The sequence below is a fragment of the Halopseudomonas pelagia CL-AP6 genome, from assembly GCF_000410875.1.
Classification (GTDB): domain Bacteria; phylum Pseudomonadota; class Gammaproteobacteria; order Pseudomonadales; family Pseudomonadaceae; genus Halopseudomonas; species Halopseudomonas pelagia.
In genome coordinates, this window is the sequence record NZ_AROI01000003.1 from 49,270 (window position 1) to 62,795 (window position 13,526).

The window sequence follows — 13,526 nt, forward strand, 5'->3', positions numbered from 1 at the left end:
CTATTTCATACCTATAATGTGACAACGTTAACGTTTTTCATCTGCCCAATATAGAACGCTATTTCAGCAAATGGCGTCAATCCCTCCTATGCGCGGCGCACGCGTTTTTCCAGCTCCAGAATCAGCAGCACCACCACACCTGCCAACGGCGCCAGCAACAACGCTGACCAACTTAGCGATGCAGTCATAAACGTCGCTTGCATGAACGGACTATAAGTAAACAACCACTGCAACAGTACTATCAGTCCGATCACGATCCATACCGCGGGCGTACCCAGCACGCCGCGCAAGGTCAAGGAAGCGCTATCCAGGTAACGTACGGAGAACAGATAGAACACCTCCATGGCCACCAGCGTGTTGACCGCCAGCGTGCGCGCTGCGGCTTCGCCCAGGCCCGCCTGCATGGCCCACTGAAAGCTGGCAAAGATGCCGCCAAGAAACAGCAGCGAAACCAGCACTATGCGCCAGACCAGAAAGGCATCAAGCAGACTCTCGCCGCCGCGCCTGGGTGGCTTGCGCATAACGTCCGGCTCCGCCGGTTCAAACGCCAACCCCATGGCCAAGACCACGGAACTAACTAAATTAACCCAGAGGATTTGCAGTGCCGTAATAGGTAACGCGAGACCCAGCAACAACGCCACAACCAAGCTCGCAGCCTCTCCTCCGTTGATAGGCAGTAAAAAGCTGATGGCCTTCTTAAGGTTGGTGTAGACAGTGCGACCTTCGCGAACCGCAGCCGCCAGGGTGGCGAAATTATCGTCCAGCAAAACAATGTCCGACGCTTCCCGAGCAGCAGCTGAGCCCTTCTGGCCCATAGCAATACCAACATCTGCGCGCTTTAGCGCTGGGGCATCATTGACCCCATCGCCGGTCATCGCCACCACACCGTGCGCTGATTGCAACGCTCGTACCAACCGTAGCTTGTGTTCAGGACTGGTTCGCGCAAATACATCCACGCGCTGGGCCAACGTTAGCAGCTCGTCGTCGTCCAGCGCGTCGATGTCCTGCCCGGTCGCCACTTCGTCGGTATTACGCAGACCCAGCCGCTCGGCAATCGCCCGGGCCGTCAGCGCATGATCACCGGTAATCATCTTGACCTGAATACCCGCCTGATGGCATTCAGCAATGGCTTCCATCGCTTCCTGCCGGGGCGGATCCAACAGGCCCACTACGCCGATCAACTGCAGCCGCTCCCCCAACTGCTCCACATTCAATACGTTACCCGTCTCCGCCGTGCTGGCGCCGGCCAGCGCCAGCACGCGCAGCCCCTGTGCAGCCAACTGATCAATAGCTCGTTGCCAGTGATCGCGATCCAGCGGCACGGCCGCACCTTCGCTATCGAGCACCGACCCGCACAAAGCCATTACCTGCTCAGGCGCGCCCTTGAGCAGAATGCGCGCGTGCCCGTGATGGTCGTGATTGAGGGTAGCCATATAGCGCAAAGCAGCATCAAAGGGTACTTCATCCTGCCTCGGCCATTGCGTCAGGTAACTACCGACATCCAGCCCCGCCTTGGTGGCCAGCACCAGCAATGCACCCTCCATCGGATCACCCAACACCTTGGCATGCTCGCCGGTATGATCCAGCCGCGCATCGTTGCACAGCAGCGCGGCCTGCGCGAGGTCCTCCAGCAGCGCCGCGGGCGGAGCACCTGACGCGCTATCGCCAATTTGTCCTCCAGCGGCATAACCTTCACCACTGACCGGATAGACCTGACCATCCAGCACCACTGCGGCCACCATCATTTCGTTGCGTGTCAACGTACCGGTCTTGTCCGAGCAGATAACCGATACCGCACCGAGGGTTTCAATCACCGGCATACGCCTGACCACCGCCTTGCGGTTGGCCATACGCTGTACGCCAATGGCCAGGGTGATGGTCAGAATCGCCGGCAACCCCTCGGGAATGGCCGATACTGTCAGCGCCACTACTGCCATGAACAGCTCTGGGATCGGGCGCTCGCCAAATTGCCAGCCAGCGAAAAATACCAATGCACCGGCCAGCACGATGACCAGTGACAGATAGCGGGCAAACCGATTCATCTGCAGGGTCAACGGCGTTTGCAATACGGTGACGGTTTCCAACAGCCCGGATATACGACCGATCTCACTATGTTCGCCGGTAGCCACCACCACGCCCCTGCCGGTGCCCGCGCTAACCAGGGTGCCCGAATAGCCTAGACAAAATCGGTCACCCAGTGCCGCATCTGCGGCCTGCGTATCCAGCCCTTTCTCCACCGGCACCGATTCGCCGGTGAGCATGGACTCATCGACCATCAGACCATGCACTTGATCCAGCCGAACATCCGCCGCGATGCGGTCACCCGCCTCCAGCAGCAGGAGATCCCCTGGCACCAGCTCGCTGGCATCGATTTGCCGACGCTCACCATTGCGCAGCACCATTGCCCGAGGAGCCAGCATATGTCGTATAGCTGCCAGGGCTTGCTCCGCTCTGCCCTCCTGAATAAAACCGACGACACCCTGAAGCAGCACCACAGCGAAAATCACTGAGGTGTCCAGCCAATGCCCCAGCAGGGCAGTGACCAGCACTGCGGCCATCAACACATAAATCAGCACGTTATTGAACTGTGCCAGCAGCCTCAACCACATGGGACGCGGTTTGCTGCCCGAAAGCAGATTAGGTCCGTATTCCTCCAGCCGCCGGTCTATCTGCTCAGCACTCAGCCCTTCCGCCGGCACCCCAAGAGCTAGGCGCACCTGCTCGGCAGTCTGCTCATGCCAATGGGTAGGCTGCGTCCGTTGCTCAGTCATGGGCTATTCCTGTATTCGTAAGTGATGCATTCAAAGGGGAGGTTGGTCAGTCCATGGTAATGCGGGTACCAGCTGTCTCCTCAAGCATAGCCAGTGCATCCTGCAAACGGCCAATCGCGCTTACACCTCCTGACTGGGCAAAGTCGCAAGCCGCTTTCACCTTTGGCCCCATGGAGCCAGCAGGCATGACCAGCTGCCGCGCTTGAGCCACGCTCAAATGCGCCAGCGACCTAGCGGCCGGGGTGCCAAAGTCCTGATAGACCGCTTCCACATCGGTCAGCATCAGCAGGGCATCCGCCCCCAATTGAGCGGCCAACAAGGCACTCGAGGCGTCCTTGTCGATCACTGCCTCTACGCCCATTAAACTACCATCTTCCAGGCGTACCACGGGTATGCCGCCGCCGCCGGCGCAAATTACCACTACACCGCGATCCAGCAACAATTTGAGCACGCGCAGGTCGGGAATTTCGACCGGCCGCGGTGAAGGCACCACGCGGCGCCAGTGCGGGCCATCGGCGGCGATATGCCAACCCGCTGCCGCGGCCCGGGTTTCAGCCTCAGCCTGGGTATACACTGGCCCGACAAATTTGTCCGGCTTGAGAAAAGCCGGATCCGCCAGGTCTACCAGCACCTGAGTCAGCAAGGTAGCGACCGGGCGATCATGCTCCAGCGCATTCTCCAGCTCCTGCTCAATGATATAACCGATCATCCCTTCAGTCTGCGCGCCCAGCACATCCAGCGGAAAAGCCTCGTCGGGGCTGTATGCCGCACCCTGCAATGCCAGCAAACCCACCTGGGGGCCATTACCGTGGGTCACTACCAGGCTGTGCCCTGCACGCACCACGGCGGCGAGAGACTGCGCTGCGATCTGTACATTCTTGCGTTGTGCCTCGGCCGTTAAAGGCTGACCGCGCATCAACAGGGCGTTACCACCTAATGCGGCTACGACCAACATCTCAAGCCCCCAGAGTGGCGACCAGCACCGCCTTGATAGTGTGCAAGCGATTTTCTGCCTGATCGAAAACAATGGAGGCAGGGCTTTCGAACACCTCGTCGGTCACTTCCATCGCATCAATACCAAACTGCGCCTGGATATCCTTGCCGACAGTCGTCTCGGTATTATGAAACGCGGGCAGGCAATGCATGAACCGCACGCGCGGATTGGCGGATTTTTCCATCACCGCGCTATTGACCTGGTAGGGCATCAACAGCTTGATGCGCTCTGCCCACTTCTCTTTCGGTTCGCCCATCGACACCCATACGTCGGTGTAGATGAAATCGACGCCCTTGACCGCCTCGTCGACCTGCTCGGTGATCAAAATCCGCGCCCCAGTCTCCTGTGCAATAACTCGAGCCTCATCTTGAATCGCCTGGGTCGGCCAGCAGGCACGGGGCGCGCAAAGGCGCACATCCATGCCCATTTTTGCTCCGCCAATCAGCAGGCTGTCGCCCATATTGTTGGCCGCATCGCCAATAAATACGAAGGCTACCTCATGCAACGGCTTTTCCACATGCTCCTGCATGGTCAGAAAATCCGCGAGTATCTGTGTCGGGTGAAACTCGTTGGTCAGACCGTTGTACACTGGCACACCGGCATACTCTGCCAGCTCCTCGACAATGCTCTGGCCAAAGCCACGATACTCGATAGCGTCATAGACTCTGCCTAAAACCCGCGCCGTATCCTTTACTGACTCTTTATGACCGATATGCGTGCCGGTCGGCCCGAGATAGGTCACCCTGGCGCCCTGATCGTAGGCCGCTACTTCAAAGCCGACGCGAGTACGGGTCGAATCCTTTTCAAAGATCAGGGCAATATCTTTGCCGCGTAATTGCGGTACTTCCGTACCGGCATATTTGGCCGTTTTCAGATCAGCAGACAGCTTGAGCAGAAAACTGATTTCCTGCGGGGAGAAATCCCGCAGGGTGAGAAAATGCCGATTTTTCAGATTGAAAGCCATGGTCGTTGTCCTGTCAGATTAAACCGCGTCACGGATGGTCGGGCAGCTCATGCAGTGTCCGCCACCGCGGCCACGCCCCAGCTCGGCACCGGGTATCGCCAGCACTTCGATACCGGCTGCCCGCAGCGCCGCGTTGGTATCATCATTACGGTCATAGCCGATCACCACGCCGGGGCTCAGCGCCAGTACGTTGTTGCCATCATTCCACTGTTCGCGCTCCCGCTCAGCCGGGTTATCGCCACCAGTGGGCACCAACTCCAACGATGGAAAGCCCAGCACTTCCGCCACCACATCGAACAGCGGACGCGGATCCTGACGAAAGCTCAGATGCTTGCCGCCCTCGCCTGGGCGCAGGTCGTAGCAGATCACCTCATCGGCGACTTCCTTGAAGGTCGTGACAATATTGCCGCCGCACAGGGTGAACACCGTATCCAAGTGCATAGCTGCACGGGACTTGGGCAACTGACAGGCAATCACCCGCTCGGCTGCGCCCTGTTTGAATAGTGCATCAGCCAGTTGGCCGATGGCCTGGGGTGAAGAACGCTCGCCCATGCCGACCAGCACCGTGGCGTTACCCACCGGCATGATGTCGCCGCCTTCCAGCGTCGCCAGGCCGTGGTCCTTGCTCGGGTCACCCCAGAGCACCGGTACCTTGCCAGCGAAGATCGGGTGGAATTGATATACCGCGGCCATCAGCAGTGTTTCTGGCCGACGCGCAGCCCAGTACATGGGATTCAGCGTGACCCCGCCGTAGATCCAGGCACTGTTGTCGCGGGTAAACAACATATTCGGCAGGGGCGGCAGGATAAAACCAAAGCGCCCCAGGTGACTGCCAAATAACCCCACAGGATCAAAGGGCAAATCACCCACCTCAAGGCCACCAATCAGATATTGCGCCAAGGTCGCGCCCGGCAACTCGTCCATCCACTCGCGTAGATCGGACAGCATGCCCAGGCCAATATCGTTGCGGGTGATGCGCAGATCCAGTAGCCACTGGCGGGCAGCAGGAATATCCATGGTCTCGGCCAGCAGATCATTGACGTCCAGTACCTCAACACCCCGAGCACGCATCAAACGGGTGAAAACATCGTGATCCTTCTGCGCCTGCTTGACCCAGAACACGTCGTCAAACAGCAAGGCATCACAGTTGGAGGGGGTCAGGCGCCGGTGGGCCAGGCCAGGTCGGCAAACAATGACCTGACGCAGTACGCCAGTTTCGGAGTGAACACCCAAGGTAGCAGCAGACATAAGTGGTTCCTTCTACGTTTGGTATACAACGGCCTATTAAAGAAACACGCCGATACTGAGAATCAGGGAAACAAACAGGGTGAGGATCAGCAACAGAGGCCAAATGAACACCAGCCAGCGATCATAGGACACCCGCCCTATCGCCAGGCCGCCAATCACCACTGCAAAGGTAGGGTTGATCAGATTGACCAGACCATTGGCAGATTGGTAGGCGGTCACCACCAGATCACGCCCAACACTGGCAAAATCCCCCAGAGGCGCAAGGATCGGCATGGACAGCACAGCCAGGCCGGAGGATGAAGGCACGAAGAAGCTCATACCCGCCTCAATCCAGAACATCACGTGAATAAACGCCAATTGCGGTAGTCCGCCGAGGGAACTTTCAGCGCTGTGCAAAATGGTATCGGCAATCATGCCTTGCTCCATAATCACTACAATGCCACGCGCCAACCCGACTACCAGTGCCACCCCAAGCAGATCGCGGGCGCCGTCCACAAAGCTGCCGGTCAGCTGCTTTTCACCCAGCCGGGCCAGGATGCCGATGACGATAGCCGAGCCGAGAAACAGTGCGCCCATGCTGGCCATCCACCAACCCTGGGAAGACACACCCCAGATCATCACCACGAAGGTCAAAGCGAATATGACCAGCACCAACATCTGAGTGCGGGTCAAGCGGGTATCCTTGAAGTCGTCCTCATGGCCCTGCAAAAACACTTGTCGATGCGCCTCGCGCTGCTTCGCCACGACCGAACGACTGGGGTCAGCCTGTACGCGTTTGGCGTAGCGCATAACATAGAGTACGCAGATGATCAGCCCACCCACCAGAATCACCATGCGCAGCATCAGCCCATCGGTAAAGGGAATGTCCGCCGCGTTGGCGGCGATCACTGTGGCAAAGGGATTGATGGTCGAGCCGATCACGCCGATACCGGCGCCAATCAGGATAATCGCCACGCCGGTAATAGCGTCGTAGCCGGCCGCGATCATTACCGGGATCAAAATCGCGTAAAAGGCCAAGGTTTCTTCGGCCATGCCGTAGGTGGTGCCTCCCAGCGCGAACAGCGTCATCAGAATGGGGATCATCCAGATCTCATGGCCCTTGAGGTGGCGCATGGCGCTGCGAATGCCGGTATCGATAGCACCGGTCGCATTCATGACACCCAGAAAACCACCGAGAAAGAGCACAAACAAGGCCACATCAATGGCGTTGGCGGCATAACTGTCAGGATCGTAGAAGCCAGCGGTGGGGGCCAGCATAATGTCAACAAAGCCCTGCGGGTTTGCCTCCACCTGTTGGTAAGTACCGGGCACCGCCACTTCACGCCCGACGCTTTCATTCATAACCCGGTCATACTGGCCCGCAGGCACGATCCAGGTCAGCGCAGCAACGAAAATAATCAATAAAAACAATATGGTGTAAGCCGTCGGAAAGCGGCTAGCCAAATCCTTGTGCTGACTATTCAGCGAGTTTTCCTGTCCACCCATCACACGTCTCCTTGTAGTTGCATGTGCCCGGCGATTGCGGCAATGGATCCATACAGAACCCATTCTCAGCGTAGCAGCTTGCACCATCCGAAGCGGACAGAAGATGACTTAGGTCACAATTTATTCAGTCGATGCGCGTGTAAAGGCTCTAAAACAGGGGCTTCAGCTGTTCAACAGGCTGGCGAGCTTTTCGGCAATCATCAGTGTTGGCGAACAGGTATTACCCGAAGTGATAGTCGGCATGATAGACGCGTCAGCCACGCGGATACCGCCCAGGCCTCGCACGCGCAACTGCTCATCGACTACCGCCTCTGGCCCCTGCCCCATGGCGCAGGTGCCGACCGGATGAAAGATGGTAGTGCCAATCTGCGCAGCAGCTTGAGCCAGCTCAGCTTCACTACAGAGCGCAGCACCGGGCAGATACTCCTCGGGCTGATATTGCGCCAACGCCGGTGAGGCAGCTATGCGCCGGGTCAGTCGAATGGCATCCGCTGCTACCACCAGGTCATCAGGATGGCTCAGGTAATTGGGCTGGATCAGTGGTGCTTGCCGGGGGTCATCGCTAGCAATCTGCACCCGTCCGCGGCTCTTCGGTCGCAAGTTGCATACCGAAGCGGTAAACGCCGGGAACGCGTGCAAGGGCTCGCCGAAGCGCTCCAGCGACAAAGGCTGCACGTGATACTGCAAGTTGGCCGACGGCTGACTCGAATCAGACTTGGCAAAGGCGCCCAGTTGACTCGGCGCCATGGCCAGCGGCCCCGACCTGTCCCGCGCATAGCGCCAGGCCATACGCGCCTTGCCCAATAGCGTCGAGGCCATCTGATTCAGGGTCTCAACCCCGCTGACCCGATAAATCAGCCGCAATTGCAGATGATCCTGCAGATTCTCGCCTACACCTGGCAGCTCATGGCGGACCGGCACGCCGTGGGATTCCAGCAGTTCACGCGGCCCGATGCCGGAGCGCTGCAGCAGTGCCGGCGAGCCTATGGCCCCGGCGCAGAGGATCACTTCCCGGCGCGCGGCGATATCCATCACCTCGCCGTGGTAACGCAGGCACACGCCGGTAACCTGATGCTTATGCAGATTCAGCGTCTGCGCCTCAGCACCGGTCAGAACGGTAAGATTGCTGCGCTTACGTATCGGCGCCAGAAAGGCCTTGGAGGCGCTCCAACGCACGCCGCGCTTCTGATTGACCTGAAAGTAGCTGCAGCCTTCGTTGTCGCCGGTGTTGAAGTCATCTACGGGCGGGATACCTGCTTGCGCAGCCGCCTGACGAAAATCGTCCAGCAGTGGCCAGTGCAGTCGCTGGGTTTCCACCCGCCACTCGCCCTGATGGCCGTGATAGTCACTGGCGCCAGCATGATGATTTTCCGATTTGATAAACAGCGGCAGCACGTCCTTCCAGGCCCAACCCACATTGCCCGCTGCGGCCCAGGCATCATAATCGCTGGCCTGGCCGCGCATATAGATCATGCCATTGATCGAAGAACTGCCGCCCAGCACCCTACCCCGCGGGTAACCCAGCGAGCGCCCATTCAGACCTGGCTCAGGCTCGGTTTTGTAACACCAGTCCGTGCGTGGATTGCCGATGCAATACAGATAGCCGACCGGGATATGAATCCATAGATGATTGTCACGCCCGCCGGCCTCCAGCAGCAGCACGCTAACTCCCGGGTCTGCCGATAACCGGTTAGCCAGCAGGCAACCGGCGGGACCAGCACCCACAATGATGTAATCATATTCGGATAACGGCACGGGCATTCATCATCACTCTTGTTGTTTGATTTGATGGTGCCATATCAATCGTCAAGGTGACAGGTCGAGATCGACTCCCGATACCCGCAGAGGGGTCTATAGCGCCTGCAAATGTTTAACCATCAGCTGCAGCGTCTGCCGGCCGCGAAACTCGTTGATGTCCAGTGTGTAAGCGAGCAATACCCGCTGAACAGTAGGATTGGGCCAGACCTTGGGATCGACATTGAAAGCGATGGCATCCAGCAGATCGGCGCTGCCGGGTAATTGCAATACCATTTTCAGGTGCCGCTCGCCGACCAGGCGCTGCTGGATCAGCCGAAATTCGCCATGAAATCCCGGTTCAGGAAAGTGCTGGCCCCAGGGCCCGGCCTCACGCAGTTGGCCAGCCAGCTCCAGATTGAATTCCGACTGGACCAACTCGCCGTCCGAGAGCAGCCTGCCAGTCAAATCCTCGGCACTTAACTGGCGTCGCACTTCGGCATCGAAAGCCGTTTGAAAAGCCTCAAAATGGGCGGCAGGCAAGGACAGTCCAGCAGCCATCGCATGGCCACCAAATTTGCTGATCAAGCCCGGCTGATGTGCCGCCACCGCGTCCAGCGCATCGCGTATATGCAGGCCGGGTACCGAGCGTGCCGAGCCTTTCATGTCGCCATTACCTGCCTCCGCGAAGGCGATCACCGGACGGTGGTATTTATCTTTCAGGCGTGAAGCGAGAATACCGATCACACCCTGATGCCATTCGGCGTCGAACAGACAAAGGCCGAACGGCAGATCTTTTTCCTCAAGCGTCATGGCAGCGAGAGTGGCCAGAGCCTGCTGCTGCATATCCCGCTCGATGGTTTTGCGGTCGCGATTCAGGCTGTCCAGCTCGCGTGCTATATCGCGCGCCAGATCCTCATTGTCAGTCAGCAAGCATTCGATACCCAGACTCATATCATCCAGCCGCCCCGCCGCATTCAGACGCGGCCCGACAATAAAGCCCAGGTCAGTGGACACCAAGCGCTGGGCCGGGCGGGCGGCCACTTCCAGCAAAGCGCGAATGCCCGGACGGCAGCGGCCAGCACGAATACGCGCCAAGCCCTGATGGACAAAAATGCGGTTATTGGCATCCAGCGGAACGACGTCTGCGACTGTGCCCAACGCGACCAGATCCAACAATTCGCCGAGATTAGGCTCTGGCCGCTGCTCGGTAAACCAGCCGTTCTCCCGCAACGCAGCACGCAGCGCCAGCATCACGTAAAAGATGACGCCTACGCCTGCTACCGCCTTGCTCGGGAACTCACACCCGGGCTGGCTGGGGTTGACGATGGCATCGGCTGCTGGCAACTGCTCGGCCGGTAGATGGTGATCCGTCACCACCACCTTGAGACCCGCTGCCTTGGCGGCAGCCACACCCTCGATACTGGAAATACCGTTATCTACAGTGACCAGCACCTGTGGTGAGCGGGTCAGTGCCACCTCGACAATTTCCGGGGTCAGACCGTAGCCATATTCAAAACGGTTGGGTACCAGATAATCAACTTCGGCGGCGCCCAGCGCTCGCAGAGCCAGCACCGCCACACTACTGGCAGTAGCGCCATCGCAATCGAAATCGCCCACCACCAGAATGGATTGGCGCTTTTCGAGTGCTTCTATTAACACCGCGACGGCTTCCGGCATACCCTTGAAAAGCTCAAAGGGCAGCAGCGCTTGCAAGCGCTTATCCAGCTCTGCAGCAGAACTGACACCACGAGCGGCATAGAGACGGGTCAGCAGGGGCGGCACATCACCCAAGGCGGGTAGTGAGGACGGAACGGGGCGGGACTCGATACGCATCAGAATTTCAACGCTCGCCCATCAGCCATTCCAACGGCAACTCTTGCTGTACGTCCGCGTCGCTGACATAGAGCACGCCATCGGTGATCATCAAGCCCCAATCGATACTGCGCGGCAACGCCTCGGCCAACGCATCTAGCGGCTCCTGCGGCAGCGCTGCTATGTTGAGATTTTTCAACCCGGCGACCGCCGGTAAAACCCGGCTGGCCCAGACTCGGGTATTACCGTAAGCCAGCAAGGAAACGCGCTCGGCCCGGCGCGAACACCAGATCAACCTGTCTGCATCCGGCTGACCAACCTCGATCCAATGCTCGATGCGGCCGTCCAGACTCTTGTGCCAGAGTGCAGGCTCATCCACGTCCGACAGGCCACGGCCAAACGCCAGGCGCTCCTGATACCACAAGGCATAGGCCAGCACGCGGCTAATCATGCGTTGCCCGGTTTCCGAGGGGTGACGCGCAACCGTCATACGCAGGCTCTCGTAGACGCCACGATCGGTGTCGGTAAGGTTGAGATGGACCTTATAGGGCGTTGCTTGCTGGGCCATAAGTATTGTCGTCCAGAGTCGGAATGGCCGGCAGTGTAACGCAATTTGCGCCCTGCCCGAGATTAACCCTCGTCGGCTTTGCTGTCCTTTTTATCGTCTTTTCCAAGTATCAGGGGTAGTAAATGAAGGATAAACAGAGCCAATATGGTCGCCAATAAAGCGGTCGCCTCGTGGCCAAGACCAATAGCCACACCGATCGCGGCGGTCAACCATATTCCCGCTGCGGTAGTCAGCCCCCTAACCTCTGCAAGACTGCCACTCTTGATGATGGTGCCGGCGCAGAGAAAACCAACGCCTGCCACCACGCCTTGAATGACGCGGCTCATGGCATCATCCATAGCGCCACCCTGATCCGGCGCAAGAACAAACAGAGCCGCCCCTAAGCAGACCAGCATGTGCGTGCGAACACCCGCAGCCTTACCCTGGTGTTCGCGTTCGTAACCCAAAATTCCGCCCAGAAAGGCCGCCAGAACCAGCCTTAGGGTAACCCGCGTGGCTTGCTCGATATCAGACAAATCGGAAAATTCGCTGGTCAGGGTAGCCAGTATCACTTCCCATGCGGACATGCTCTAGCTCCAGGTCGATTATTGTTCTGCTTCGATCCACGGGAGCATAAAAGGTTTTACTTACAGGTCAATGCCAAACAAAAAAACCCATTGATCTATTGAGCAATGGGTGGAAGGCGGATCTTGAAAATGCGTGATTTTTTCGCGCATGATGGAATCTTCCAATAACGGTGTGCCACGCTCGCCGACTTTCTAGGTGTTCTGATTATCCGCAATGCGGGTGCCTGTATTGGTCGTCAGTGCCTCACCGGTCGCTTCCTCACAGGCAGCCTCAAGCGACTCGATCTCTCCGCTACTGTTCTGGCGATCTGGCGCGCCGGTATCCGCTCATCCGCTCTGCTTCTGCTTGCTGGACATTTTTCTATCTCCTCTAGGGGCGCAAATATGAGAGCCATGCCGAGAGCAGAGGCTCTCATATTTGTCGCTATCGCTACGCGCAACTATAAGGGACACCGTGGGCAGTCCAGTTGGATGAGCAGAGCATCCAAATAAAGCTGAACCAGGAGCCTCAGCGCCAGTCATAGATAGAAGCCAGTCTCAAGTAGAAACAATATGCGAAACGACATGCTGACAACGACAGGTAGATGCCTCATGCCACGTGGAAGCAAAGCAAAATATACCGAGAAGCAAAAAGACAAAGCCGAAAGCATTGAGCGAAGTTACGAGCGCAAAGGAATCCCCCAAAGCGAAGCCGAAGCACGCGCCTGGGCTACGGTGAACAAGCAATCCGGCGGCGGCAATCGCTCAGGTGGTTCCGGCCAGAAAAAATCGGAGCAGGCCAACGCGCAATCACGCAGCAGCTCAGCCAAGCGCGCTGCTGCGAGCAGGCAAGATGTGCCGCGAGCCGACTCATTAGAGCGCGACACCAAAGACGAGCTGATGAAAAAAGCCGTTCACGCAATATTCCCGGGCGTTCAACCATGCGCAAGCAGGAGTTAATCCAGGCTTTGAAATTTGAAAAAGGCCTCTTAAAACCCATTACAACCGAGGGGAAGTAATCATGTTGAAAGATCTAATGAATGTATCGAAAAACCAAAACTTGACCACCCGTGACCAGTTCATGTCATTGGGTGGCGGCCTGCTGCTGCTGCTGCGCAAGGGCATTACCCGGCCCGGCATTATCGGCGTAGTCAGCCTTGCGCTGGGCGCTGCGGCGATCTATCGCGGTGCCAAGGCCTATCGTGCGTATAAAGATGCACAACGCATCAACGAGCCACCCGTGCTGACGCAGCGCGCGGCACCTTCAGCGGCTCACACTGCAGTACCGGAAAACTCGGCAATTCTGGGCGAACCCCGGCCGGCCAAGGACTACGCCGAATAAGCACTGAATAGCAAGAGCAGCAGGTCTCTGCCGTCCGCTAGCAACCACAGTACTAACGGA

At 58.2% G+C, this 13,526-nt stretch carries 10 protein-coding genes and 2 pseudogenes; 2 read left to right on the forward strand and 10 right to left on the reverse strand.

The genetic code is table 11. The features are described from left to right. Positions 1-86: 86 nt before the first annotated feature. The 10 genes and pseudogenes from K787_RS0101515 to K787_RS25420 all read right to left on the reverse strand — a co-directional run. Positions 87-2,771, reverse strand: coding sequence for a cation-translocating P-type ATPase (locus K787_RS0101515; RefSeq protein ID WP_022961014.1), 2,685 nt, complete (start codon positions 2,769-2,771; stop codon positions 87-89). Positions 2,772-2,817: 46 nt separating this feature from the next. Next, entirely contained in the window at positions 2,818-3,726 is a 909-nt protein-coding gene (gene arcC / locus K787_RS0101520; protein WP_022961015.1) for a carbamate kinase, read from the reverse strand. A gap of 1 nt (position 3,727) precedes the next feature. Then, positions 3,728-4,729 (reverse strand): ornithine carbamoyltransferase, encoded by a 1,002-nt coding sequence (gene argF / locus K787_RS0101525; RefSeq protein ID WP_022961016.1) that lies wholly within the window; start codon positions 4,727-4,729, stop codon positions 3,728-3,730. Positions 4,730-4,747: 18 nt separating this feature from the next. Beyond that, positions 4,748-5,977 (reverse strand): arginine deiminase, encoded by a 1,230-nt coding sequence (locus K787_RS0101530; RefSeq protein WP_022961017.1) that lies wholly within the window; start codon positions 5,975-5,977, stop codon positions 4,748-4,750. Positions 5,978-6,013: 36 nt separating this feature from the next. Continuing rightward, on the reverse strand, positions 6,014-7,462 hold the full coding sequence (locus K787_RS0101535) for a YfcC family protein (protein ID WP_022961018.1): 1,449 nt from the start codon (positions 7,460-7,462) through the stop codon (positions 6,014-6,016). Positions 7,463-7,624: 162 nt separating this feature from the next. Continuing rightward, a complete protein-coding gene (locus K787_RS0101540; protein ID WP_022961019.1) occupies positions 7,625-9,223 on the reverse strand; it encodes a GMC family oxidoreductase in 1,599 nt (532 codons plus the stop codon). A gap of 90 nt (positions 9,224-9,313) precedes the next feature. Continuing rightward, entirely contained in the window at positions 9,314-11,032 is a 1,719-nt protein-coding gene (gene recJ / locus K787_RS0101545) for a single-stranded-DNA-specific exonuclease RecJ (protein WP_022961020.1), read from the reverse strand. A 7-nt stretch (positions 11,033-11,039) separates the two neighbouring features. Continuing rightward, positions 11,040-11,579 (reverse strand): YaeQ family protein, encoded by a 540-nt coding sequence (locus K787_RS0101550; protein WP_022961021.1) that lies wholly within the window; start codon positions 11,577-11,579, stop codon positions 11,040-11,042. 62 nt (positions 11,580-11,641) lie between these two features. Then, positions 11,642-12,145: an MgtC/SapB family protein gene (locus K787_RS0101555; protein ID WP_022961022.1), complete on the reverse strand. Its 504-nt coding sequence runs from the start codon at positions 12,143-12,145 to the stop codon at positions 11,642-11,644. A 126-nt stretch (positions 12,146-12,271) separates the two neighbouring features. Then, positions 12,272-12,472, reverse strand: a pseudogene (locus K787_RS25420) (hypothetical protein); the annotation flags it as partial. A 264-nt stretch (positions 12,473-12,736) separates the two neighbouring features. Between K787_RS25420 and K787_RS21870 the strand changes: the two are divergent. Further along, positions 12,737-13,143 (forward strand): annotated as a pseudogene (locus K787_RS21870) (termination factor Rho). A 2-nt stretch (positions 13,144-13,145) separates the two neighbouring features. Then, positions 13,146-13,466, forward strand: a complete 321-nt coding sequence (locus K787_RS0101565; RefSeq protein ID WP_022961023.1) for a hypothetical protein — start codon at positions 13,146-13,148, stop codon at positions 13,464-13,466. Positions 13,467-13,526 lie beyond the last annotated feature (60 nt).

Bases quoted from the DNA above. Each gene is read 5' to 3' on its own strand.
- K787_RS0101515 (WP_022961014.1), bottom strand. From the start codon at position 2,771: ATGACTGAGCAACGGACGCAGCCTACCCATTGGCATGAGCAGACTGCC.
- arcC (WP_022961015.1), bottom strand. From the start codon at position 3,726: ATGTTGGTCGTAGCCGCATTAGGTGGTAACGCCCTGTTGATGCGCGGT.
- argF (WP_022961016.1), bottom strand. From the start codon at position 4,729: ATGGCTTTCAATCTGAAAAATCGGCATTTTCTCACCCTGCGGGATTTC.
- K787_RS0101530 (WP_022961017.1), bottom strand. From the start codon at position 5,977: ATGTCTGCTGCTACCTTGGGTGTTCACTCCGAAACTGGCGTACTGCGT.
- K787_RS0101535 (WP_022961018.1), bottom strand. From the start codon at position 7,462: ATGGGTGGACAGGAAAACTCGCTGAATAGTCAGCACAAGGATTTGGCT.
- K787_RS0101540 (WP_022961019.1), bottom strand. From the start codon at position 9,223: ATGCCCGTGCCGTTATCCGAATATGATTACATCATTGTGGGTGCTGGT.
- recJ (WP_022961020.1), bottom strand. From the start codon at position 11,032: ATGCGTATCGAGTCCCGCCCCGTTCCGTCCTCACTACCCGCCTTGGGT.
- K787_RS0101550 (WP_022961021.1), bottom strand. From the start codon at position 11,579: ATGGCCCAGCAAGCAACGCCCTATAAGGTCCATCTCAACCTTACCGAC.
- K787_RS0101555 (WP_022961022.1), bottom strand. From the start codon at position 12,145: ATGTCCGCATGGGAAGTGATACTGGCTACCCTGACCAGCGAATTTTCC.
- K787_RS0101565 (WP_022961023.1), top strand. From the start codon at position 13,146: ATGTTGAAAGATCTAATGAATGTATCGAAAAACCAAAACTTGACCACC.